Here is a 25,538-nt window from a genome sequence, read left to right on the forward strand (position 1 = left end):
ATTAAAGAAAGAGGGGAGTTTTTTTATTTGTAAACCTAAAAAAGGAGAAAATATGTTTAAAAGAACAGTTAATGCGTTGATATTAGTTATTGCAATGGTTTTCGCAACAAATCAGGCTTTTGCGGGTTGTAGTCTGGAGACCGAAAAAGATGGCAAAACTGCCTGTGCAGCTAACCAAGTTTGCTATCTGGTTGAAGGAACCTGTATTGAGAAAAAGAGCCTTCCAGCCGGTAAAGCATGTAAGAAATCAGGTGTTTGCCAGAATTCTTGTGTGAAAGAAGACGGCACAGAAACTAAAGCTGATGGTTCAGAAACAGGAAAGTGCAGCTAGTATTTGAAGAAACACTGTTGTAACTAACCTAAGCCGGTGTAATCGGCTTAGGTGGTTTAAGTGAAGTAGTGTTGTGTGTAACCATCTTCAAGCAATAATCAGCAAATTTAAGCTAAACTCCTCATAAACATATCCGCTTTAAGTGTAAGAAAAATAAACAAACTGTTGTTAATTCTTCTTAACAGAATCTAGGAAGTTGTTTTTCCATCATTGTTTTTCATTTTTCGCCTTGACACAGTCAATCCCGCATTTTATCTCGTTTTCGCATAACGATGCTCCTTTGATAACTGCCATTAACACAAATACCTAAGATCGTTCTTGTCAAGGATTGATGACAGGTACTCCGGTGGCAACAAAAGGCGCAGTATCTCACGTCGCTATGGTGAATCCATGTACAGCCGTGATTGCGGCAATCTGACCGTTCACAGTAACAGCATTAATCTGGCGGGTTGAAGTCGCGTCCGGAGAGTTGTCCGTTCGCCCCGGTAGCATAAGGAAGCGGCGTCGTAAGTTTTCACACAGCAAGAGAGCAGGCCGTAACGCAAGTGAACCTACACATGGCCTCGTAAACGAATTGAGGGAGCCGGTCCTGTGGTCAGAAGGGGAAGGCCGTTGGATGGGTGCTGATAACGGAAGTTACGCTCATTAACTCCCGGGGTAGCAGGGTCGGCATGTTATCGAAGATATATTGCCCAGTACCCCGGACGAGGGAAGGAATCCTGCTTTGTTCATGCAACCGAAGAGTGGAGGATCCAGGGGATTGCCATGTTGCTAACCACCCTGGGATGTGATCGGGACGCTGCAGAGGACGCTCTATACAGGCCTAACAAGTAAAGCCTGCTGTTCCGCGCTCGATGATTGAACGCAGGTGCGACATCTTCAGCCGCGCTAGTCAACTTAGATCGTGCAAATGTGCATGCTTTGGCGTTAAGAGCATCGGAAAGTCGTGTGCGTTAATAGCGCATGTACGGTTTGATGAGGGAGGGGAGACGAGAACCTGTTCTCTACCCTACCCGTTTTTTCGGCGCAGTCGCCTTGGAGTTCTGTTAATAACTGTACGAAAGATAACAATAAATCTGCCGTTGAATTGTACCATATGGATTTCCTCAGTTATTGAATAGATAAAAAGCGATTACAAAAATGATAGTCAAACTAACATGGTAAACAGAGAAAACATGGATTTAAGAAACAAATTAGTTTTTCTTAAAAAGATTTGGTTTGTGATAGCCATGTTCTTGTTACTTTATGTTTCCTTTTATTTCTATGTCAATTCTGAGAGGTTGGTTGATCGTGCGAATAATCAGCGTCTTATCTCCTTTCAATTGACAGATGAATTGCGTCGCACCTCAGATGATTTGACTCGGATGGCTAGAACATATGTTGCGACAAGTGACTTACGTTTTAAAGGGTACTTTCAGGACATACTGGATATACGTGATGGTAAACAACCTAGGCCAGCAGAGTATTCGTTTATTTACTGGGACCTGGTAACAGCAAATAGCCAATTGCGACGTGTTGAAAATGGACAAGCAATCTCATTATTGGATCTTATGCGACAGACAAGTTTTGTTGACAATGAGTTTGAAAAAATGCATGAAGCCAAGATCCATTCGGATAACTTAGCTGAATTAGAACTTAATGCCATGAGATTGATTGAGACCGCTAGTTATTCTGATATGGAATTCGCTCGGGCCAAAGCGATGCAAATGCTGCATGACGAAAATTATCATCAAGTCAAAGCAATGATCATGGCACCTATCAACGAATCTTATAAATTAGTAAGAATACGTACACAAACTGCCATCGATTCTGCAAGAGATAATGCCTTAATATTTCGGATCATATTTATTACAGTTACTCTAAGCACAACTATCATTCTCTGGCGATTCTATGTGTCACTGTCGATAACATTGGGGAGTTCCGCAAAAGAAATTCATGCGTTAATACGCAGAATTGGTCAAGGTGATTTTAATACTAGCATACCAGTCTTATCTGGCATGGAAAATAGCGTACTCGCAGATTTACTAGATATGCAAAGAAAGCTGTATATCCATGAGAATGAACGAAAAGAAGCTGAAGAAAAATTATGTATTGCTGCAATTTGTTTTGAATCTCAAGAAGCAATGATGATTACTGATGTCAGAAGTAATATTCTACGTGTTAATCAGGCATTTACAAAAAGTACAGGTTACACTTCTGAAGAAGTTATCGGTAAAACTCCACGCATTCTCCAATCTGGCCGCCACAACAATGATTTTTATCGTGAAATGTGGAAGGTCATCAAAAGAACTGGTGGCTGGCAGGGAGAAATTTGGGATCGACGCAAGAATGGTGAAGTTTATCCAAAATGGCTAACAATTTCTGCAGTAAAAGGAAGTGACGGAGCTGTTACTCACTACGTCGCTATGCATTCTGATATTACTGAACATAAAAATGCAGAAAAAAAGATCCAGAAGCTGGCTTTTTTTGATCAACTAACGGACTTACCTAATCGATTTCTTCTGAATGAACGTATAACTCAGGCCATGTTAGCAAATATTCGTAGTAACAATCATGGTGCATTATTATTTATTGATCTCGATAATTTCAAATCACTCAATGATACACTTGGCCATAATAAGGGCGATCTGCTTCTAAAGCAGGTTGCGCAGCGTCTCATTACATGTGTTCGCGCTGGAGATACTGTAGCGCGTCTTGGAGGAGATGAATTTATTATGTTGCTAACGAATCTGAATGAGAATGAAAGTGATTCTGCAATTCATGTCGGTAATGTTTGTAAAAAAATTCTTACAACGCTGAATCAAACATATCAGCTCGATACTATTTCACACCATAGCACTGCAAGTATTGGCGTAACCTTGTTTAATGGCCTTCAGTCTTCTATTGAGGACCTCATGAAACAAGCTGATCTTGCCATGTACAAATCAAAGGAAATGGGGCGCAACACTTTCCATTTCTTTGATCAGGAGATGGAGGCTATCGCGTTAAAACGAGCCACATTTGAGAAAGATTTCCAGGAAGGAATTAATAAGAATCAGTTCTTACTTTATTACCAGGCTCAGATGAATAGCGATATGTTTCTGTTGGGAGCCGAAGCATTAGTGCGTTGGCAGCATCCCAAATACGGCATAGTATCACCTGCTGAATTTATTCCGCTGGCCGAAGAGACCGGATTGATTCTGCCTTTGGGGCATCGGGTATTAGAAACCGCCTGCTATCAACTGAGCACATGGGCAAACCAACCTAAGATGGCCCATCTCACCATTTCAGTGAATGTCAGCGCACGCCAGTTCCATCAGGAAGACTTCGTGGGTCAGGTTCTTGCAATACTAAAGAATACTGGCGCCAATCCGCGACGACTAAAATTAGAACTGACCGAAAGTTTGTTGATTTCTAATGTAGACGAAATTATTAAGAAGATGTTTGCATTGAGAGCCGAAGGTGTGGGTTTCTCGCTGGATGATTTCGGCACCGGATTTTCCTCTCTATCTTACTTGAAGCGTCTGCCACTGGATCAGTTGAAGATCGACCGATCTTTTGTGCGCGATGTTTTGACAGACCATAATGACGCTTCTATTGCAAAAGCTATCATTGTATTAGCGCAGAACCTTGATCTTAGCGTAATTGCTGAGGGCGTGGAAACTGAAGCTCAGCGCGATTTTCTTGCAAAATCGGGCTGCCATGCTTATCAAGGGTATTTATTTGGTAAACCATTGCCAATTGAGAGTTTTGAGCAGCTTTTGCAGAAAAAGAATATACATGTTTAATTATTGCAATTATCTTTGCTCATTTCAATTTAGATAATATAACGTTTATGTTACATCGACATGAAAATAAAAAAAGTATTTTCGTGTGTATAACTTACTGTATCTTAAGTAACTATTGAGTATAATTTTAGCATAAGACTTGCTGATTGCAAGCCAGATAGAAACGGGAGCCGAGGCTCCCGTTTTGGCATAGTTCTAAGTAATTGAATTACTTATTTAGCGGAATTTTCTGCGGCGAGCAGAAACACCAATCAAACCTAAACCGGCCAAGAGCATGGCGTAGGTTTCGGGCTCAGGAACGGAGATCATGATTGTACGGTCATCACCACTCAGGGGATGCTGAACATTGACATAGGCTACGTTAGGGTTGAATTTGTCAAAATAAAGCCCCGTTGGTTCAGCACCCAAGGTGGACATGGAAGCCCAACGGCCGATTGATTCGGCTACGCCATCATTATTGGCATCCGTGGCAAACCAAATGTCGGCTTGACCGCCAGGTTGGTCCTCAACGATGTATATGTTACCCTCAGCATCAATAGCCAGATTGTCTGGATTATGAAATGTTCCCCCTACGCCGAGACCTGTGGCTTGATCGAGAGTCGATGAATTGACAAATAAACTCGCGGTGTTGCTACCAAGATTAAAGGAATAAATTTCGTCCGTGGTAGTCGTTGCAACGTACAAGATCTGGTCACCATTAGCCAGTGTTTCTATCTCCAGATCTTCCGGACGCTGGTAGTCGGTTCCTAAAGCATTGTCGGCAGACAAGCGGCCATCAATGCTGCCGTCGCTGTTGAGAACGGAAACGCCTGCTAACGCGCCGCCGTTGGCATCGGTGATCGGAGTCCAGGTGATAGCGCCTGTCGCATTGGCATTACCACCACCGTTGACCTGCATCACGAAAGTTTGACCGGCGGCAAAATAATCGTCGCCGTTGGTTGCATTCGGATTGGCTGAGACGTACTTGTAGATGCCGCCGCCGTTTACCTCGTCGATGAAGTAAAAGTTATTGTTAGTGTCGAACGCCAGGCCTTCGTGTGATACATGCGGAATGACAGAGCGTTGCACGAAATTTGAATCGCCTGTGCCTGTTGCAGTAACAGGATTGGTCAGTTCGAACAGACGGCCTTTAGTGCTGCCAGCACCCCACGATTCCTCGGCTGTCAGGAGACTGCCCCAGGGTGTCCAGCGAGAGGCATCTCCTGAAACGAAATCTTGTGTACCCGGTGCAACGAGGGTTACGGTGCGAGTATTATAATCGGGATTCAGCAAATCAATGCGCTGAACACCTGCAGTGCCTGTTTCAAATGGCATAAACAGGTAACGGCCTGCATCGGCTCCGGTCTCGTTAGCAGCAATCATGTCCCAGTTGCCGCTATTGGCTTGACCTTGGGTCAACTGGTTGGTGCGATTGGCGATGGATACTTGCGTCCAACTTGGATTAGCGAGTTGAAATGGACTGGATTCCGGTAAAGAACCAGCAGCAACGTTGCTAGATAAGGCAGTAAAATTATCAAACCCGGTGCTCGCAGCAGTGGCTTGCATGGTTCCGGACATGGTTATGAGCGCGCCGGAAACGAGAAAAGCGAGTGTTTTTTTCTTGAACATATGAATCTCCTGAAAGTAATGCACAAAGATTGCTTTTATACGATGGTATGTACAGGCAGTCTGGCTATCTGCAGTCATAAATTTCTTCTGGTTACCCTTGCAGATCCTGGATTTTCCGGTTCCCGGCATACAACCGAGTATGGCTTTACAGTACGGGAATGATTATAGAAGCCGAATATGACGGCTCTATTGCAGCGCTATTACGTGTCTATCTGAAAATATGAATCGGATGATAAGGTGGAAAGAAACGCAGGCAGACCAGCGCAAATTTCCGCGCTACTCACTGATAAGGATAATGTAGGATTGAAAAAATGCGATAATTTCTTCTTCACATTAACTCAATCAAAATGCCTGGGCTAACAGTAATAAAAGGAAAAGTAATGAGACTGGTTTTTTTGATACTTTTGGTGATTGGTTTACCCGGTTGCAACTCAATCACAGCGGGTGATCAAAGTCCATTTTTTGACGTCAAATTGATCGGGGTGTGGAAAGGCGAATATACCGAAGAAGGTGGCACGATAAAAAGCTGGACGCAAACGAGAAATGCTGATGGCACGTATATGATTGAATTCAGTTTTACAGAACCGGATGATACGGTAAAGAGTTTTACGGAATCAGGCCGCTGGTGGGTCCAGAATGCTTTGTTTTATGAAATAGCTTTGCCGGACATGGCGCAGCCTGATAAATATAGATATTCTTTTAAAGAGAAAGAATGCGTCAGTTTTGTGCTCGTTGAAAGTAATGGATTAACTGAGGGAACAAATGGATATGCATTCAAAGAATGCCTTGCAGCGGATTCCCCGCCTGCAAGTTTTGGCGGATCAATTTAAATTTTTGATTTGGCTGTCGTGCCTGTTGTAAGTAGCTTCTTGTAAGAATCAACTCAACACTTTAGCACCCGTTTGGGTGCAATCACCACATCGATAAAAATTCATGGCCGACTATTTAGAAAGTGTAGAAAAAATCGCGACAGAGATAGTAGCGAAGAACGCAACCGAGGTAGATCAAACAGGCGCATTTCCGCAGGCGGCGATCGATGCTTTGCGTGATACCGGTATGCTGGGATTGATCAGTGCAAAAAGCGTAGGCGGACTGGGACAAGGTCCGCGCGCTGCCGCGCTGGTGGTTGAGTGTCTCGCACGGGAATGCGCATCGACGGCAATGGTAACCTGTATGCATTATACGGCAACTGCTGTCATAGAAAAGTATGGTGCTGAAGCGGTACGCAAGCAGCTCGCGCAAGGCAATCATCTGGCTACATTGGCATTTTCCGAAGCGGGATCGCGTAGCCACTTTTGGGCGCCGGTGAGCACAGCAAGGCGTGATCAGAACGGGATCTGTTTAAACGCAAGAAAGAATTGGGTGACGTCGGCGCACCATGCGACTTTGTATGTATGGTCGAGCAAACCCATCGCCGCCGAAGGCGCCAGTACCCTTTGGCTGGTGCCGAGTGACAGCAGCGGGATTTCGATAGCGGGTGGTTTTGATGGTCTCGGTCTACGTGGTAATGATTCCACTCCGGTTACTGCAGAAAATGTTTTAATCCCAGTCCATGCCATGCTGGGCGGGGATGGCCAGGGTCTTGCGATTATGCTCGAGACGGTGCTGCCATTGTTCAATGTGCTAACAGCCGCCACTGGAATCGGATTGATGGAGGGTGCGACGGCGGCTGCGTGTAATCACGTGATGGGGACGCGCTATGAATATCTTGATTCGTCATTGTCTGAGCTGCCGACTATCCGGGCGTATCTTGCGCGGATGCGGATTGCTACCGACCAGGCGCGCTGTCTGTGGCTCGATACGCTGCATGCGTTGGAGACAAATCGCGAAGATGTGATGTTGCGCGTATTGGAATGCAAAGCCGCTTCCGGCGAATCCGCTACTCAGGTATTGGATACGGCGATGCGTGTTTGCGGTGGTGCCTCGTTTCGACGTGAAGTTGGTGTGGAACGCCGGTTTCGCGATGCGCGCGCCGGTACCGTGATGGCACCGACAACCGATCAATTGTATGATTTCATCGGCAAGGCTATCTGCGGTCTGCCGGTATTTTGAGAGAACACAGCATGTCAGCGACTTTATTACTGGGAGCAGTTGCATACGACCCGAAGGTTGTCACCATTTGGGATGGTTTTCAAAAGTGGTTTGCGCAGCATAATTTTGATTTTGATTACATTCTGTATTCAAACTATGAACGGCAAGTGGAAGGGCATTTTGCCGGGCATTTTCACGTTGCATGGAATTCTCCGCTGGCATGGTTGCAGACCGAACGCATTGCTGTTCAAACCGGTCGCACAGTCAAAGCAATTGCCATGCGCGATAGCGATTGCGATCTCACCAGTGTGATCATTGTGCGTAATGATTCGCCGATCCGGTCGATTGAGGATTTGCGGGGCAAGACCGTTGCCGTGGGTGCCTCCGACTCACCGCAGGCGACATTGATCCCGCTATTGCATTTGGCAGAGGCGGGTCTTGAGCCGGAAAAAGATTTTGCGGTGCGCCTGTTTGATGTGCTGGTTGGTAAACACGGCGACCATATTGGGGGTGAACGTCATGCCGCCAAAGCATTAATTGAGGGAGCAGTCGATGCGGCCTGTATGATCGACGGCAATCATTTGTTATTTTCCCGCGAAGGTACGCTGCCATCGAATAGCACACGCATTCTTGCACAGACTGGTGAATATGATCATTGCAATTTTACCGTGCTGGATGATGCGCCCGAAGCGGCTGTGGCGCAATTTTGTACTCTCTTGATGTCAATGTCGTACGATGATCCGCAAGTCAGGCCTTTGCTGGATCTCGAAGGATTGAAACAATGGAGGCCGGGACGCACTGAGAAATATGCATTATTGGCCAGAGCTGCCAATCGATTCAAAACTATCGATGCATTTGTTGCTAGCGTAAGCAAGTCTTGCCCATGATCGAGGAGGGTATGTGCCGCGTCGAGCTCGGCGGGCTGGGGTTGGATCAGGGTGGGCATTTGTTGATAAAACGTGCATTGCGCACAGTGCCGGTGCATGCACCGGTTGCGGTGTATGGCAATGCACCGGAACTAGCCATTCATTTACGCGGCTGGTGCCGCGCGCAAGGTCACGACATCGAAATTTCACAAATCACAGGTGGTCCGGTCGCAGTGCTATACCGTGGCGGCGCTGAAGATGGGCGCTGGCGTGGTGCAGAGCCGACTGGTGAGGCCGCCACTCCGCAAATCCAAGCGCATGCCAACTGGGGTTTGGCAGGCCGAAGCGCGACGGTTGAAGCCGGTGCGCCGGCTTTTGATTTTCCCCTCGACAGGCGTGCGGAAGTCTGGGCGGAGGAAGCTGCGCGATTATATGCTCAGGCTGCTGCTGCGCAGTGGAATCCTGCTACAGCGATTCCGTGGGATGAGCCATTTGTGTTGCACGATGAAATTGAGGATGCAGTCGTGCAAGTGATGACGTACCTTATCGAGAACGAGACAGCGGCACTAGTTGTTCCAGCCAGATTTGCCGCGCAAATACACCCGCATTTCCGCGAAGTGATGCAGTTACTGGCGATCCAAGCGGCTGATGAAGCGCGTCACATCGAAGTATTTACCCGGCGAGCGCTGTTGCGCAGATCGAAGCTGGGCTTATCCACGGCCGGTGGCCAGGCATCCCTTAAGACGTTGATTGATGAAACGGATTTTGCATTATCGGCGATGCTACTCTCGGTGCTTGGCGAAGGCAGTTTTTTATCATTATTGCAGTTTCTGCATCAACACGCGCCAGACCCGGTGACAGGCGAGATAGCGCGGCTGGTTGCTCAGGACGAAGCCCGTCACGTTGCGTTTGGTGTTGCCCATCTTACGCAGCATGTGAAAGAAGATCCGGCATTGCTGGAACGCTTGGCAGCAGCCATTGAACGCCGTCATGATACGCTGGCTCATACTGCCGGTCTTAACGAAGAAGTATTTGATTCTCTAGTATTGTTAGCTGCCGGTTCATGGCAACCCGAGGCGCTGCGTGCCGGCTGGGGAAAAGTGCAAATACTGATTGCCGATATGGGGCAGGGGCGTGTGCGGCGTTTGCGTAAGATTGGTTTTGATGGGCAGAGAGCGCAATCACTCTCTGCCTTGCATACGCGTAATTTTATGTAATGATTTGAATAGATGCGTCTCTGTTATTGTATTGCAATGACGGCTAAGTAATCACAGTCATGATGCAGAGAAAAAATCCATTAGCGCATTTTTGCTTCAACGAAGGTTGTTTCCCGGTTGAAATCATCCCAAATATGGGTAGGCTTGACAATAGATGTGGTTGGTACAAGGAATGTTGCGATATCGAAAGCGCCACTCAATGAACGGCCAACAGTATAGGCAATACCTTTAATGAATCCGACAGTCATTCCATGGACGACGCCATCTCTATTGCCGATGATCATTATCGTTTTAGGTATTTCAACGACCCCAGTCACAGCATTAGCAAGGCCAGTTCCCAGTTTCTCTAGAGCCTTATCAGGATATTCATCTGCAAGTGCTAAATTGGGAACTGCTAAAAATAGGACGGATAACATCAACAGTGCTTGAATCATTTTCTTCATAGTAAATTCCTTAAGTAATTAATAAAGTGATTATTTTTACAGAAATATCGAGTAATTTCTTTATTTTCCGTTTCCCGGCTTAGCAGGTTGCTTCAGAATGCCGATAATTCGTTCTACTTCACGTTCGATCTTGTTTTCCGGGTAGTCCTTCTTCTGCAGTTCGGTTCTGATCCGATAGGCCATTTCCAGAATGAGCAAATCCATAGTGTTTTTCTCACCTCTTTGCGATGCTTCCTGGTATTCCACCTGGAACCGGCTGATGGCATTCATTATGGTATCGTTATTAAGATCCATACTGGATAAAGCGGAATCCAGTTCATATTTCAAGTTGCTGGATAGTACGGGTTGCGATGATTGAGATGCTGAATCAGGCTGATAAGGCATATATTTCGGTATCAAAACCGATAGCATAATTAACGCCACACCTGTGACCACAGTAATCACTACAAAAAACCAAACTTTATATTCCTTTCCGCGTAGTTTTATTATGTTAATACGCTGCGAACCAAGCCGAATTTGAACGGCTATTCCTGCAAGAAAGAGAATGGCACCAAGTGCCATGATAATAGGTACAATCGGATGCACAGTTTTACTCCTATGTTTTTATCTTAAAATCCAGTTGTAGTTTATGGGTAACCAAAATCTCAGCTGTTATCCTGAATAACATTGATTGCTGATGAATCACTGATCCTGTTCTACTGCATATTCTAGCTTAATATGATACTGAGTTATTGGCTGTTTGATAAGCCAGTCGATGAAGGTGCCTAGCGTATTGAATAATTTTCAGACTTTAGCCCAGAGATCGTAAGCAAAGTTAACATATACGGTGCCGCTTCTTCGTTGGCTTGTTATCCGGAACGAGTAACAAGCTAACCCGGATATTGCATGAATTGCACACGCCCTCACTTGTCTCTTGATTCCACAAGGAATTTGTCTCAGTCAGGTGTATGAGTAACTACACAGCTTCTTCGAAAAATCCCTTGTGAAACCAATATCATGCGTGATCATCGTGCGAATTCATGCAATATCCGGGTGAATGATAAATTATCGCGGAGGTGGAGGCGGTGGATTACCTGGCGGAGGTGGTGGCGGATTAAAGTTTGCTGGCGGAGATGAAATTCCTCTATTGCCACTTGCAGGTGGCGGGTCATTGGTGATTCTGCCGGATACTGGTACGCGATGACCTTTGGCATACATGCATTGAATGTAACTGATGTCGTAGCGCTGTTGATTGACGTATGCGGAACCGCTGGCAGTGCCCGATCCGACTAATCCGCCGGCCAAAAGGCCGGTACCGGCACCGATTGCCGCGCCACCTCCTCCTGCGATCGCTGCGCCAGCAGCAGCGCCCAGTCCGGCGCCAATGGCAGCGCTTTCTATACCGCTAGATTGCGATGCTTGCCGGGGCGTGATGCCGCCCACTTGTTCGTACGCGTAGCGACGGCAGTCGTAATCATCATGGCGAAATTGGTCAAAACTTTTGCCGGCACCTGGCAATGTCATAACGCTAGGCCCGTTTGGCAAACTGACGCACGCCGCTAATATACAAAGCATTATTACTATCAATATTCGTTTAATTACTTTCATGGTGTTCTCGCTTCATCATTGTGCATAGGGTTGAGGGGCGACCTGTGTCCATCCGCCCGGACATTCTTTAATATGCGGATAATATCCTTGCGGGTTTTGGCAATAGTACCAGTAGTTGGTTTTCGGTTGTGCGAGTTTGGATTCCGGCTGCTGTATATAGACAGGCGGCCGCGAAGGAGCTGTAACAACGGGTGGATAGGTATAATACGGCCTGAAAAAAGGATCTGCATAACCGTACGCGCGGTAGCCATAAGGACTATAAAAACCCGGACCATAGTAATTTCCCAAGAATCCCGGATTGTAGTAACCGTAACCACCCCAAAACCAGGGATCGTAATAGCCGCCACCAATGCCGAGAATAAGATGATTATGGTTATGGTGGTGATGGCCATCGCCGTCATGGTGGCCGTCGCCATCATAATCGCCACCGCTATCCCCGCCGCTATCACCACCACCATCTCCTTCAGCCAATACAGAATTATTGAGCACTATTGCGAGCAATGAAATTGAGAGCAATGGCCATTTGATACTTTTCATACGAATTTTTTCCTAAAACAATCCAATCATCAAGTGATAGCAGTCTTTTAATTTTCTTCTGACTTATGCAAATGCCAAAGACAATTTATGTGTGGTCTTGGTATACAATACGCATGCTATGTATGCAATCAACCAATCTGACATGATTTAAATTTTATAAGTTCCAATAAGACCCCGATATCGTATCGCTTTCAATCTGAACAGTGCTGAATACAAATTGATCACCGCTGCCAAATATGAAAAGAAAGAAGTATCATATTAATACAGAATTGCCGTCGATGACTTTTACTTGGTCCGGTGAACTTAAATGTTATATTTTTTAGGAGAATATTAAAATGTCGCAAAAACACCCGGTTATCGCCGTTACCGGATCTTCAGGTGCAGGCACCTCAACGGTAAAATCCAGCTTTGAACATATTTTTCGCCGTGAGCATTTGAAAGCTGCGATCGTAGAAGGTGATAGTTTTCATCGTTATGATCGTGAATCAATGAAGCAAGCCGTGGCAGAATCGGAAAAAAATAACGGACGTGCGATCAGCCATTTTGGTCCGGAAGCCAATGAATTTGAGAAACTGGAAGCCTTGTTCAAGGAATATGGTGCAAGTGGCAGTGGCCAGACACGTTTGTATTTGCATAATGATGAAGAAGCGGAACCCTGGAAACAGAAAGCAGGTACATTTACTCCCTGGTCACCTATCCCGCCCGGTTCCGATTTGCTGTTTTATGAAGGACTGCACGGCGGTGCAAAAAGCGATACGGCAGATGTGGCTAAGTACGTGGATTTGCTAGTCGGCGTGGTACCGATCGTTAATCTGGAATGGATTCAGAAAATATTTCGTGATACCAATGCCCGCGGATATTCGGCAGAAGCGGTAACGCACACCATTCTGCGCCGTATGCATGACTATGTGCATTACATTACGCCACAGTTTTCACGCACCCATATCAACTTTCAGCGTGTGCCTACTGTTGACACTTCCAATCCATTTATCGCACGTGAAATTCCAACATTGGATGAGAGTTTTGTGGTGATTCGTTTTAGGGATCCGGTAAAAGCAGACTTTCCTTTTTTACTGAATATGATTCATGATTCATTTATGTCCCGTCCTAATACCATTGTTGTTCCTGGTGGAAAAATGGGCATGGCGATAGAACTCATATTGACTCCATTGATTTTGGAAATTGTTAAAAAAAGCAAAGCGTAGCAATTTCCAGCTGATCTCCGGTTAATTCATGAATCACGAGAGGATGCGAATATTCCCCTAACGGATTCTGAATTAATCAGTGTGAGTCAGAATCCATTTCATACAATTTGTTTCAGTATGATCCTGGAAGACTTGGTTAAAATCGTTACATGACTTCCTTATTAACAGATCTGAATCCACAGCAGCTGGAAGCCATTACGCTACCGCATCAATCGGTATTGGTGCTGGCCGGCGCTGGCAGTGGAAAAACACGCGTGTTGACGACACGTATCGTTTATTTGATCCAATCAGGGCAAGCAAGTCCGCACGGTATTCTGGCCGTGACTTTCACCAATAAAGCTGCCAAGGAAATGCTGACCCGCATTACCGCCATGCTGCCGATTAATACACGCGGTATGTGGATTGGGACATTTCATGGGTTGTGTCATCGCATGTTGCGTACGCATCATCAGGATGCCGGATTGGTGCAAACATTTCAGATTCTGGATTCCGCTGATCAACTGGCTTTAGTTAAGCGTATCCTGAAAAGTTTGTCGGTCGACGATAAAAAATTCCCGCCGCGCCAGGTGCAATGGTTTATCAATAATGCCAAAGAAGCTGGATTACGCGCTGCCTATGTTGTAGCTGATGATGCTTTTTCCCGCCGCATGCTTGAATTTTATCAAGCTTATGAGCAGCAATGTAACAAGGAAGGTGCGGTGGATTTCCCTGAATTGTTGCTGCGCAGTTACGAATTGCTGAGCCGCAATGAGATTCTGTGTAAGCATTATCAGGAACGTTTTAGTCATATCCTGGTGGATGAATTTCAGGATACCAATCCATTGCAGTACAAATGGCTCAAATTGCTGGCTGGCGCCGGAACCCAAAATGTCGCGGCAGTCTTTGTGGTCGGTGATGACGATCAAAGCATTTATGCATTTCGCGGCGCCTATTCTGGCAATATGCGAGAATTTGAACGTGATTTCGGTATCTCCAAAGTGATTAAGCTGGAACAAAATTACCGCTCGCACGGCAATATTCTTGATGCTGCCAACGCACTGATTGAAAACAATAGCGAACGCCTAGGGAAGAATCTTTGGACCGCCGAAGGCAAGGGCGAGCTACTGCGTGTTTACAATGCACCGAATGATTTCGATGAAGCTGCATTTATCGTTGAAGAAGTCAAAACCTTGCATGCGGAAGGCATTGCCTTGTCTGAGATGGCATTGCTCTATCGCTCCAATGCGCAATCCAGGGTTTTGGAACACAGTTTGTTTAATGCCGCCATATCGTACCGTGTTTACGGCGGTATGCGTTTCTTTGATCGCCAGGAAATCAAGCATGCGTTGGCTTACTTGCGCTTGATTGCCAATCCTGACGACGATAGCGCGCTATTGCGCGTGATTAATTTCCCGGCACGCGGGATTGGTGCGCGCAGTCTGGAGCAATTGCTGGATGATGCGAAATTGCAAGGCGGCAGTTTGTGGGCCACGGCATTGCAGAAATGCGGCGGTGAAGCAGCCGTCATGCAAGAATCGCCCAAATCTTTAAAAGGCATTGCAGGATTTGTCCAGTTGATCGTGATGATGCGTCAAAGCTGCAGCAGCATACCATTGCCTCAAATTGTTGAAAACATGCTGACGCACAGCGAGTTGCTAGTGCATTATGCCAAAGAGCGAGAAAGTGCGGAAAGACTGGAAAATCTGAATGAACTGATTAATGCGGCAACCAGTTTTGTGCACGAAGCCGAAGACGACAGCCTTGCAGAATTTCTCGCGCATGCCTCACTGGAAGCCGGTGAACACCAGGCGGGCAGCGGCCAGGATGCCTTGCAGTTAATGACTGTGCATGCCGCCAAAGGCTTGGAGTTTCATAGCGTATTTTTGAGTGGCTTGGAAGAAGGGCTTTTTCCGCATGAAAACAGCTTGAATGAGATCAATGGTATTGCGGAAGAAAGGCGTCTGATGTACGTGGCGATGACACGCGCGCGCCGCAGGTTATATTTAAGTTTTGCACAAAGCCGCATGTTGCATGGCCAGACTCGCTATAACATCGCATCGCGTTTCCTGAATGAGATTCCAGAGGGTTGCTTGAAATGGTTGCAATCAACGCCTCGAATTGATCAGAAACCATACTATTCGGGTGCCGGCAAGCAGACCATGACAGCTATTCCAAGAACTGCAACTTACAGCCAGCAAAAATTTTCCAGCAATCCATGGAGAATCGGGCAGAACGTTTTGCATGCCAAGTTTGGAGGAGGTGTCATTATCAATTGTGAAGGGAGCGGTAGCGAAGCACGTGTCCAAGTTAATTTTGATCATGCCGGAATAAAATGGTTATTGCTCGAGTATGCAAAGTTAACTGCGGTTTAGCGTGATGGTGCTGGTGGGGGGTAACGGTTCCCCGCTGTTTGCCGGCAAGTAGCGCCAAAAGATGGGTATCCCACTTTTGCTTTCGGCCATAGTTACCGAAATAGTTAACGTAATCAGCATTTTCTTAAGGAATTCACGCGTTGTCTTGGAGTAAGTTTGAAAAATGTGGTTCAAATCTACATGATTTCGCTATGTTAGCTTGGCCTGTTCAGGCTACTCATAGATGACAAAACCTCCTTGCGGAACAGTTAAACGGACCGCTTTGCCATTTTTTTGCTCAATAGTAATTGTGGTATCGATCTGAGCTGTGTCGGTTGAGTAGATACATTTTAGAAATTTCGATTTATCGCCGTGCAGATCGTTATCAATAGTTACCCAAGCGGTTCGGGACTGATCGACATCCGTATTGATTGCAAGTACTATTTCATGATTATCAAAGATACGGGACCAAGGGACGACAGACAGAATCCGGTCATCCATCATGTGTGGATAACCGAAAGTGCCTGCCTCGCCGCTTTCAGAAATCTCCCGAAGATATTGCCGTCCTCTACGTAACGCTAAGCGCTCTTTTCTAGTTTGGTTAATGGCGGCAATTATCCGGTAGATCTTGTGTTCTTCATTAAAGAAATGCAGACCGTTGCTTTGAATCGAACCGAATGTTCCGCCGAACATGCATTCACGTAAATACCGATCATTATCTCCCGCACCGTTGAAGGCTTGCTCCGTGCCGTAATAAAGGCAGGGAATGCCCATCGTGGTGAGATTAAGGGCAACAACAGCAGGTAAATGAGCATAGCCGCGATTTAGCGTGTCACCGCAGAAACGCGCTTTATTCCCGCCTTTACGGACTTGATCGTGGTCGTCGAAAAGTGTGACGATATGCTTTCCGTACCAGACATGAGAGCCTTGTCCAACCAATACTGAATTTCTAAACAGGCTAAAATAGGATTGCGGATTACGGTAGCCTTTAGCCAGATATTCCAGTTTATCCGGTATATCGTCAATACCCAAAGCGGCATTGAGTCCGGTAGTTTCCATCAGATCAAAAGCAAATTCCCGGCCCCCGGTGATTTCACCAATCAGATAAAAGTTTTCCTTGCGCAGGCTTTGAGCATATTCTTGAATGACTGCTGTGAAATAGCGGGTAGCTCCAGGTTCCATGTGCTTGACAGTATCAATTCGATAGCCGTCGATGTCGGCGAAAGCGATCCAGAACTTATAGATGTCGCACAGGGTAACCAGAGCTTTGGAGGGATAAAAGCTATCAATAATCCTTTTGCCACCGGAATCATAGTCATGCTTTCCGTGATCGATGTCTTTCAGCGTAATAAAATCGCCTTCGCGGAATTCCGGATCATAGTCCCAACTTGAAATGCGACCCTTGCGGGTGAAAGTTTCTGAGTCCTGTAACTCTGCGGGCCAGATGGCTTGATCGGGCCATGCTTCCGGCTGAGCAGCCGCATCGATCCGGGCAAATGGAATTTCAGGAATGCCCTCGGCATTGCGGTATCCTTTAACTCGATAGGGATAATTATCCCAGCGCGGATCCATAAAATGATTGCCATGCTCATCGCTGGAAGTGTAGCGGTCGGCATCATATGCAAACACATCGCCAGCATGATTAAAAATTATATCGAGAATAACGTAGATACCATGGGAATGAGCAATATCCACCAAATCCTGCAAGTCCTGACGAGTGCCGAAATGGGGATCGACATCCAAGAAATTCTGTATGGCATAGCCGTGATAAGAATGCTCGTCCTTCGGCATCTGTTTAAATACCGGACTGATCCAAATTGCAGTGATACCCAGGCGTTTCAAATAGCCTATCTTGCTTGCCAAACCTTTTAATGTGCCGCCAAGCCAACGGTTACCCTGGTTAGCCCATTGCGCTCGATCCGCTTTATAGGCATCACGCTCAAATTGAAAAGGGGGTGTCGTTCCGGTAATTACGCGGTTACCGTTATTATCGAAATAATCCTTTTCCTTCTCGTCAGAAAATCGGTCCAGCATTAAAAAATAAAGAACCTGATCTTCCCAGGCCGCGGGCGAAGGTGTGAATTGCCGTTTTTGATAAGCCGCCCAATCGATATCTGCAATCGACTGCTCGATATTGTCGTGAGTTTTGTTATCAATATCTTGCATGGTTTATTACACCAAATTGTTCATTGAAGATCGCAATTAATACCCTGCTGCTTGCGGCGGATTCTTTATTAGCATCACAACTTCTTATTAACAAACGATTCTCCAACAACATTCATACGACTTAAGGTTGGCAAGCTTTTGCATTCTTATCGCAGTAACTTGATTCTCCCCAAATGGCCTTCTACATTATTTGGATGGTATGCGAAATGTCTGCTTGCAATTGCCGAACGAATTCTGACCACTAGTAGTCGGAATGACTTCTTGCGGGGTATCGCCCCATTTATAGTACACACTCAGGCTATACAAGTCTGATCCGGAACATTTCAAACGTATGGCACCATCGATATCCGGGAGCTTATAGGCGATAAGCATATTGAATTGTTTCCGGCTGATTTTCTTATCCTTATACGGTGCAATCGCTTCGGAAATTTCCTTGACTTTGGTCAATGACCATTCAAAATAAGCCGGGGCCGTCATCGGTGAGCAAATGCCATGTTTCACCCATTCGTGCCGTTCCAGACATTTTTCCAGCCCAGCCATAAAACCTTTCAATGTTTTCCAGCCGCCAGATTCATACAAGCGGGGAGGAGATGGATAATCGCAATAGGTGGGACGATTGGGCGGGCATTCGTGCGTATTACAAACCCCTTCCGGATAGCCTTGCGAGTAATTAGGCCACAGTCCATGCAGTTGGATAGCGCCTTCTTTCGGGAAGTCTCTACAACTGGGATCGCTTTTATTGGCGCCACTTTTGCAGAAAGCCGCGGGTACTGTTAACTCCAACCGATAATAAGGGTTCTTGTTGAGGTCTAAATTGCATGAAGGTTCGGCAACTGCCTGAAATGCAGCGAAACAACCTACGACAATAAGCCATATTTTGTTATTCATATATCCTCCAATTGACACAAAGACAGTCTTCCAAGAACTTTAGAACTAAAATCTATGCTCATTGCCTGTCACATCGCTGAATCCAGCGGTGGGCCACATGCTTTTCGTATCCGTCATATGTGCTAAGCAGACTTATGTTTACCGATGCGGGTAGAAAGCGCTGTGACCCCATCGAGCTGATCACAATTATTTTCACTTAACCCTTACGGCGTTGTACAGCCGCCTTCCGCTGCACACAGCTTACCAAAATTCGCATCGCTGAAATGAGCACCTACAAAGGTTTGGCCAAAAGCACCAGCGCATGAAGGGCCACTAACTACGCTTTCAACATAACCGCTGATCTCGTAGGGCTTATATTCGTCGATCCAAGCGCCACCACTGCTTCCGTATGTCATATTACATCCCTTGACCAAAACATCCGTACCCTCACAACTGGCATAGAAACTTTCCGCCGCGCATATTGAGGTCCATGCTGTAGAAATATTGCTCGCATAGCCGACAGAATGCAGGCTGCGCGTATACGGATAGTTTTGGCGCCATCCGAACCAGCCAGTGTAGTAGCTGACAGGCCGGCCGGCGCTATTGTTCTGCAGGCGGATTAGAGCAATATCGTCGCGCCGGGCACCGCCCGTTGTCCAAGCAGTCAAAACTCGAGCGCTGGCCCACCTGAATTGACCATAAGGAGCGGCCCCGTTGCGCTCTGCCGGCACGAAAGTCCAGCCGGATTTAAATCCTTGGTCCACGTCATAAACGCAATGCGCGGCGGTTACAATGATATTTTTTGGGGCACCCGTAATGGATTGCGCAGTGCAATAGCCTCCCCCATCAATAAGCAGCTTGCCAACAACTGCCCAAGGATATGCTGTTTGTTGCACAGACCAGTAGTTACCCTTGTAACTGGTATAAATATCCTGCGTACCAAAATTAGTAGCTGCGGGAGCCGCCGCAGGAAGTGTAGCTGTTTCTGCTGTTTCCTTGTGAATCGGTTTCCCGGTACTCTGCTGGTCAAGCTCCTTCAGCAATTGCCACTGGTCAGGGAACTCCTTTTGTGCTTGGTTGTTGGCTTCCGGGTTCGGTAGACCGGGAGGTTGCAACTGGACGCGGCCTTTTACCTGTGGCTGTTTTTCCTTGAAGCTGCTATTGTCGAGATACCGTTTATCAGCTTTTCCTGCTGGTGCCCACTTTAATGGCTCAGCTTTAAGTATCTCTTCACGCGTATAGATTTTTTCCGGTGCCACCGCTTGCCCTTGAGTTATATCCTTGCCACTTAGATTGGGATTGGTAATCTCCATTGTTGGTTGTGCTCGAGCATCAGCTGCCACCGCTAGGTAATAGGGTGAAAAAAGAATGCTAGCGACAATCGTTAATGTAATGAATCCATGTTTGTTTTTAGAATCGCAATAGTTGTCTGCTCGAGGAACATGGAAACATTTAACGTCAACGCTTAAAGTCTTAATATATTGATTCAACATGATGTTCTCCTTGGGTTAGAGTCAATAAATCAAAAAATCCATGTGTCAGAAACGCCATTTATTTTAAGTTTGGTTTGCACAGAAGTATTACTTACCCCTCGCTAATCCATTACAACCCAAACTGCTTGGAGTCTACATACTCCTGTTTTAATAGCGTCCACCAGTCGGCGGCTTGTCCTTGTAAAACGTATTCGTAGGGTATCCAACCGTAGCCTTTTTCACCCCACCCGGTACCCCACGAATTTCTAATTAACAAGGCGCCGGTCGATTCTTTTCCACATATTGGATTCTTGATTTTCTTGGCATCGTCATAGCCAACTGCAACGACAGCATGCCCGCCCTCGGTACTTTCTTTCGGACATGGGAATGGCAAATGACCATTGGACCCAGATTGCCGGTAGGAGCTGTAGACCGTAAACCCAAACATAGACGGCATATTCCCGGCTAGATAGGTTTTGATGCGCTGTAACAGGTCAGCTGGTGTGATCCCTATAGGATCAAGCCGATAATAGACAATGGATTGATAGTTTTGCGCAAAGGCATAGCAGAATGCAGGGGGTTCCATGTCGAAATCAGGTGCCGGAGGCGGGGATACAGGACTAGGTTTCACCGTGGTATACGGCCAGTATTTTTCCGGCGGTGCTCCAAATAAGGTCATGGCAGCCATCGTAGAACTGAGATATGCGCCAGTATCACCCGTCAAGCCAAGTAAATTTCGTGTTGTTTTATAAAGAAACAACCTTGAGACATCCGTGTAGGTACCAAAAGCCCTGTTTTGATAAAATTCGATTAATCCCGCTCCAGCCTGCGCGGTACAAGAACCTAAGTCTTGCTGATCTTCGATAGGAGAGCACCAGGCTCTAAGATCGATTGAAGCTGGTAATGAGGCTGGTGCTGCAGGTCTCGCTACATTCATCTTTGCAAGCAATGGTTGAATTTTTTCATGCTCAGGTGTGTAGTCTCTGAAATCTGGCAAGTCGCGAAGCCAGCCCATTCCTCGGTTTTTTACGTCATTAGTATTCATAATTATTCTCCTGGAAAAATGACAACGTGTTTGATATCTGGGTATGCATAAGCTGCAAATTTCATGACACCACTGAGTAATTCTAAAAATGCTTCTTCTTGCGGCGATCACTATTCCATATTGTCATCCACCTTTACTCTGATATCCGCTTTATTGACACGAGGAATTACTTGATGAATGGTATAAGTTTTATCGCCTTGGCTTGATCAATAAAAACTTATTGAATTTCTCTCGCATTCTCCGAGAATTCTGCGAATGCTTTGAAACTCGGAACGGATAATGGCAGGTGGTCGTTTTAAGTAAACAGCGAGAATTTTGGAATCTATTGTTTCCAGAACCAGACTCGCTTCTATTAGCTGATGCAGTGCAGGAGATACACTTTTCTTGTCATCAATAGTATCAATAAGCCGCGCTGCGTGTATCTTTATACGTCTTAATTGACCCATTTCAATAAACTTATGGTTAGCTTTCCATTCGCTTAAGTAATTATTTATCTTATGATTATCTAGGATTTCATATTGTTTCATTTGAACTGCCCCCGAATGACAAAGACAAGCCAATATAGAATTATTGATTGAAGAAATATATAAGCATTTTGCTTATTTTTATCTAAAAAATGTTCGATGTTTATTGAGATGAGAGCCGAAACAGCTTGATTAATTTATTTATTTAAAGCGATGGGGTGGCTAGGCCATTAAAACACCTGGTCAGATTTCAATCGGCACAGGGGGTGAATTTAAACCCGGCGCAAGAAAGCGACCAATATGCCAGATGTTAGCTGTGCATGGACAAGTTTTAAATGGCATCAATAGATCATTGCTTATTTATCGAATTCTCTTCAGATTGATGCTGTTGGCGGTGTTCCTCGCTGCAAAAGAATTGCTCTCTGTCTTCAATCGCCTCGTTCCGTGGTATAAATATATTACATCGTGCGCATTGAACCAGTTCGCTCTGATCCTTTAGTTTGTTTTCTATGGGAACTGTTTCCAATTTTGATTTATTTTCATTCTCGGCCTGTCCTTCCTCGGCATTGTTCCAATTGGTTTTCTGATGATCGTTATCTGATTCAGTATTTTTAAATCGGAGTGGTTCGGCCAGGAAAATGTCTTTGTAACTGACGTAAATTGAAGTGAAAATAGTGGGAATCAGGATGACGAGGCCAAGGCCATAGGGCATCAGACTAAGAATGGTCAGCACTATGAGCGTAACACCGTACAACTGAAACGGGATGAAGTTTTTCAGGCAAGCAAAAAAGCTTCTTTGCATTGCAACAATTGGCGGGACATTATGGAATACAACCAATAAGGGTGAGAACCAGGAAGCCATCATCAGTGGGATGGAAAGTGTCAATACAATCAGTGAAGATGTGAGCATGCTGCTCATTACACCCATTAACTCGCTTTCGTCGACTCTTTTTCCATATAACAACATGTCTGTCATCTGAGAACCTCCAATCAACATTACCAGCCCGATGATTAGAATTTGCCCGATCAGATAGATACCGCCGATGGTAATTAATGGTGCCGGATTAGTTTTGAAAGCAATGAATAGATGCGTCAATTCAATTGGTTTACCTTGTTCCATCTCCTTACAGCCCATCATGATTCCGGCCAGAAATACCGGTGAAATCAAAGTAAAAACAAACTTTCCCAGCAATGGTATGAATGCCATTGCCATCGCGATCAACATCAAGGTAAAGCAAACAAATATCCAAGCCAGTGGCGCTTTGAGAAACAGATAGAAGCCGCTTAAAATCCATTGCAATCCCTGTTTCGCGTTGACTTGATGAATTTCCATTGATGTTTCTCCAGTAAAGTTCGGTAAACAGTTTTAATTATTATTTATATCCAGAGCTGCCGCAATTTCTCAGGATCTGCCGCGTGATTCTTCAATATTTCTCTAAAATGCGCCGGATCTTTGGCATGCGTCAGTTCCCCCGGGCGTGGCAGATGGTAGTCATAGAGACGAGAAATCCAGAAACGTAATGCACCTGCACGCAACATGCCTGGCCAGGCATCCTGTTCGGAAACGGATAGTGGACGAATCGTATGATAGGCTTTAATAAGTGAAAGTGCGCGCAGCCTATCCAAAGTTTTTTCCTCGGTCATGCACCAGTCATTGGCAACAATTGCCAAATCATACAAAAAAGCGTCATTACAGGCGAAATAAAAATCAATAACACCGCCTATTTTGTGACCGGTAAATAAAATATTGTCCCGGAACAGATCCGCATGAATAACCCCATGGGGTAATGCCATGGTTTGTTGTGATAACTGAAAATTCAGTTCTGATTCGAGTAACGATTTCTCAGCTGCAGATAAATAGGGGGAAATCTCGGGCGCTCTGGCTTGCCACCATGTTAATCCCCGTGGATTACTCATTCTTCCGGGATAAGATTTTCCAGATAGGTGCATTTTTGCCAATATGTTCCCAACTTCTGCACAGTGTTCTGCGGTCGGGTGCGTTAATGACTGTCCCGGCAGACAAGTAACGATAGTAGCTGGTTTACTGTTCAGTTCACCTAAGAGCTTGTGATCGAGTCTAGGGATCGGAGCCGGGCAGGGAATATCATGCTGCGACAAATGCGCCATTAGATTCAGATAATAAGGCAATTCGTGACTGGTTAATTTTTCGAATAGAGTCAATACAAACTTGCCTTGCGTGGTCGTGACAAAATAATTGGTATTCTCAATGCCCGAGGAGATACCTTGCAGGTTGATGAGCTGGCCAAGCGCATAATCTTTTAACCAAGCTGTGAGCTGGCTATCAGTAACTGGTGTAAAAACAGACATGAGTTAACAGGATAAAAAAACGAAAAAGAAGTAGGATCTGACGAGCCTCATGGGATTAAGTCTTGTTTTGCTTTGTAATAAAGTTAAAATTTCAACAGTTGCCACATTGGTGGACTGACATCAATACCCGCTTCACCCGCATGCGTGTGCGAACCTCTCCCGGTGTTTTTTTTCAGGTAATAAGGCGGACCGATACGTGGTATAACTTTAATCATAAGAAGCTCGCCATTGACACGGTGCTCTTCAATAGTATCTTCTCCACGTTTTATAATGGTAACTTGTGTTTCCAGCTCAGGATCCGGTTGAATATCGGGCGGAAGCGGTGGCGGATCGGTCAAATCACGGGGTAACTCAGGAATTTCAGGCAACGGTATTAAATTATCCGGCTGTGAAGATTTTTTCGGCTGTTTCGGCTGCTCAGTTTGCGCCATGACAGGTATCGTAGAGCTTAACAGCAATATAAAAATAAGTCGGTACAGATACATATTGGTTACCGGTGTGTCGGGATTATTTTGTATTCTACCTAAAATCGCAGACGACGGTTAAAGATTGAGCTGAATTTCTCTTTCAGCCGCAGTGGGTTCAAATCCACTGGTTTCATAATACTGAAAAATTGCATTGACTACCTGACTGGGTTCGTCAATGATCTGGATCAGATTCATATCTTCCGCTGAAATAAATCCTTCGGCGATTAATGTCTTTTGGAACCAATCCAGTAATCCGCGCCAGAATTCCGAATAGACTAAAATAATGGGCATTTTCCGGGTTTTCCCGGTTTGCACCAGTGTCAGCGCTTCCATTAATTCGTCTAAGGTGCCAAAGCCGCCGGGTAGCACTACGTAGGCAGTGGCAAATTTAACAAACATATATTTGCGCGCAAAGAAATGCCGGAAGGTCTGGCTGATATCCTGGTAAGCATTACGATGCTGTTCGTGGGGTAATTGAATATTCAGACCGATGCTGGGTGATTTTCCAAAATAAGCGCCTTTATTCGCAGCTTCCATGATACCTGGCCCACCACCGGAGATAACTGAGAAACCGGCATCAGAAAGTTGTTTGGCAATTTGCTCTGCTAATTTATAGTGTGGGCTGTCAGGGTTGGTACGCGCGCTGCCAAAAATACTGACAGCAGGTTGAATGGTATCAAGACGTTCTGTTCCTTCAACAAACTCTGCCATAATTCCAAACAGGCGCCATGACTCTTTTGCTGACCAGGGTTTATCTACAGATAGGTGAGTGGCCGGTTTATCTCGTAGGCTCATAGGAAAATTTTG

The 25,538-nt window shown here is 45.6% G+C and carries 22 protein-coding genes; 8 read left to right on the forward strand and 14 right to left on the reverse strand.

Annotated features, from left to right (window positions below):
• Positions 1-52 precede the first annotated feature (52 nt).
• On the forward strand, positions 53-331 hold the full coding sequence (locus tag NIT79A3_RS06410; protein ID WP_013965399.1) for a hypothetical protein: 279 nt from the start codon (positions 53-55) through the stop codon (positions 329-331).
• A 1,175-nt stretch (positions 332-1,506) separates the two neighbouring features.
• Positions 1,507-4,098, forward strand: a complete 2,592-nt coding sequence (locus tag NIT79A3_RS06415; RefSeq protein ID WP_013965400.1) for an EAL domain-containing protein — start codon at positions 1,507-1,509, stop codon at positions 4,096-4,098.
• A 216-nt stretch (positions 4,099-4,314) separates the two neighbouring features.
• Here NIT79A3_RS06415 and NIT79A3_RS06420 read toward each other — a convergent pair whose 3' ends face one another.
• Positions 4,315-5,706 carry an alkaline phosphatase PhoX gene (locus tag NIT79A3_RS06420; protein ID WP_013965401.1) on the reverse strand — a complete coding sequence of 464 codons (1,392 nt, stop codon included), beginning with the start codon at positions 5,704-5,706 and terminating at the stop codon, positions 4,315-4,317.
• A 380-nt stretch (positions 5,707-6,086) separates the two neighbouring features.
• Here NIT79A3_RS06420 and NIT79A3_RS06425 point away from each other — a divergent pair, with 380 nt between their 5' ends.
• From NIT79A3_RS06425 to NIT79A3_RS06440, 4 genes are all read left to right on the forward strand, one after another.
• Positions 6,087-6,536, forward strand: a complete 450-nt coding sequence (locus NIT79A3_RS06425) for a hypothetical protein (RefSeq protein WP_013965402.1) — start codon at positions 6,087-6,089, stop codon at positions 6,534-6,536.
• A gap of 103 nt (positions 6,537-6,639) precedes the next feature.
• Positions 6,640-7,758: an acyl-CoA dehydrogenase family protein gene (locus NIT79A3_RS06430; protein WP_013965403.1), complete on the forward strand. Its 1,119-nt coding sequence runs from the start codon at positions 6,640-6,642 to the stop codon at positions 7,756-7,758.
• Positions 7,759-7,769: 11 nt separating this feature from the next.
• Positions 7,770-8,624: a phosphate/phosphite/phosphonate ABC transporter substrate-binding protein gene (locus NIT79A3_RS06435; RefSeq protein ID WP_013965404.1), complete on the forward strand. Its 855-nt coding sequence runs from the start codon at positions 7,770-7,772 to the stop codon at positions 8,622-8,624.
• Positions 8,621-9,820: a hypothetical protein gene (locus tag NIT79A3_RS06440; protein ID WP_041360205.1), complete on the forward strand. Its 1,200-nt coding sequence runs from the start codon at positions 8,621-8,623 to the stop codon at positions 9,818-9,820. Before NIT79A3_RS06435 ends, NIT79A3_RS06440 begins: the two co-directional genes overlap by 4 nt.
• A gap of 80 nt (positions 9,821-9,900) precedes the next feature.
• On the opposite strand, the gene NIT79A3_RS06445 is transcribed toward NIT79A3_RS06440, so the two are convergent.
• From NIT79A3_RS06445 to NIT79A3_RS06460, 4 genes are all read right to left on the reverse strand, one after another.
• Positions 9,901-10,263, reverse strand: coding sequence for an exosortase system-associated protein, TIGR04073 family (locus tag NIT79A3_RS06445; RefSeq protein ID WP_013965406.1), 363 nt, complete (start codon positions 10,261-10,263; stop codon positions 9,901-9,903).
• A 60-nt stretch (positions 10,264-10,323) separates the two neighbouring features.
• Positions 10,324-10,848, reverse strand: a complete 525-nt coding sequence (locus NIT79A3_RS06450; RefSeq protein WP_013965407.1) for a hypothetical protein — start codon at positions 10,846-10,848, stop codon at positions 10,324-10,326.
• A gap of 459 nt (positions 10,849-11,307) precedes the next feature.
• A complete protein-coding gene (locus NIT79A3_RS06455) occupies positions 11,308-11,850 on the reverse strand; it encodes a glycine zipper family protein (RefSeq protein WP_013965408.1) in 543 nt (180 codons plus the stop codon).
• A gap of 15 nt (positions 11,851-11,865) precedes the next feature.
• A complete protein-coding gene (locus tag NIT79A3_RS06460) occupies positions 11,866-12,387 on the reverse strand; it encodes a hypothetical protein (protein WP_013965409.1) in 522 nt (173 codons plus the stop codon).
• Between the two features lie 335 nt (positions 12,388-12,722).
• Between NIT79A3_RS06460 and NIT79A3_RS06465 the strand changes: the two genes are divergently transcribed.
• Together NIT79A3_RS06465 and NIT79A3_RS06470 are read left to right on the forward strand one after the other, a co-directional pair.
• Entirely contained in the window at positions 12,723-13,592 is an 870-nt protein-coding gene (locus NIT79A3_RS06465) for a phosphoribulokinase (RefSeq protein WP_013965410.1), read from the forward strand.
• A gap of 149 nt (positions 13,593-13,741) precedes the next feature.
• Positions 13,742-15,943 carry a UvrD-helicase domain-containing protein gene (locus NIT79A3_RS06470; RefSeq protein WP_013965411.1) on the forward strand — a complete coding sequence of 734 codons (2,202 nt, stop codon included), beginning with the start codon at positions 13,742-13,744 and terminating at the stop codon, positions 15,941-15,943.
• A 213-nt stretch (positions 15,944-16,156) separates the two neighbouring features.
• Here the strand turns inward: NIT79A3_RS06470 and NIT79A3_RS06475 are convergent, their stop codons facing one another.
• The 9 genes from NIT79A3_RS06475 to NIT79A3_RS06515 all read right to left on the reverse strand — a co-directional run bounded on the left by NIT79A3_RS06475 (position 16,157) and on the right by NIT79A3_RS06515 (position 25,526).
• Positions 16,157-18,088, reverse strand: a complete 1,932-nt coding sequence (locus NIT79A3_RS06475; RefSeq protein WP_013965412.1) for an alpha-amylase family glycosyl hydrolase — start codon at positions 18,086-18,088, stop codon at positions 16,157-16,159.
• A gap of 186 nt (positions 18,089-18,274) precedes the next feature.
• Entirely contained in the window at positions 18,275-18,976 is a 702-nt protein-coding gene (locus NIT79A3_RS06480; protein WP_013965413.1) for a ribonuclease T(2), read from the reverse strand.
• A 203-nt stretch (positions 18,977-19,179) separates the two neighbouring features.
• Positions 19,180-20,448, reverse strand: a complete 1,269-nt coding sequence (locus NIT79A3_RS17775) for a hypothetical protein (RefSeq protein WP_013965414.1) — start codon at positions 20,446-20,448, stop codon at positions 19,180-19,182.
• Between the two features lie 109 nt (positions 20,449-20,557).
• Complete coding sequence (locus tag NIT79A3_RS06490) at positions 20,558-21,472, reverse strand: C1 family peptidase (protein WP_013965415.1); 915 nt, start codon at positions 21,470-21,472, stop codon at positions 20,558-20,560.
• Positions 21,473-21,678: 206 nt separating this feature from the next.
• Positions 21,679-21,999, reverse strand: coding sequence for a hypothetical protein (locus NIT79A3_RS06495; protein ID WP_013965416.1), 321 nt, complete (start codon positions 21,997-21,999; stop codon positions 21,679-21,681).
• Positions 22,000-22,285: 286 nt separating this feature from the next.
• Positions 22,286-23,269: a BPSS1780 family membrane protein gene (locus NIT79A3_RS06500; RefSeq protein ID WP_013965417.1), complete on the reverse strand. Its 984-nt coding sequence runs from the start codon at positions 23,267-23,269 to the stop codon at positions 22,286-22,288.
• Positions 23,270-23,313: 44 nt separating this feature from the next.
• Positions 23,314-24,264 carry a homoserine kinase gene (locus tag NIT79A3_RS06505; protein ID WP_013965418.1) on the reverse strand — a complete coding sequence of 317 codons (951 nt, stop codon included), beginning with the start codon at positions 24,262-24,264 and terminating at the stop codon, positions 23,314-23,316.
• A gap of 83 nt (positions 24,265-24,347) precedes the next feature.
• Positions 24,348-24,695 carry a DUF2782 domain-containing protein gene (locus tag NIT79A3_RS06510; protein ID WP_348225740.1) on the reverse strand — a complete coding sequence of 116 codons (348 nt, stop codon included), beginning with the start codon at positions 24,693-24,695 and terminating at the stop codon, positions 24,348-24,350.
• A 111-nt stretch (positions 24,696-24,806) separates the two neighbouring features.
• Positions 24,807-25,526, reverse strand: coding sequence for a TIGR00730 family Rossman fold protein (locus tag NIT79A3_RS06515; protein WP_013965420.1), 720 nt, complete (start codon positions 25,524-25,526; stop codon positions 24,807-24,809).
• Positions 25,527-25,538 lie beyond the last annotated feature (12 nt).

Source organism: Nitrosomonas sp. Is79A3 (genome assembly GCF_000219585.1).
Lineage (GTDB): Bacteria > Pseudomonadota > Gammaproteobacteria > Burkholderiales > Nitrosomonadaceae > Nitrosomonas.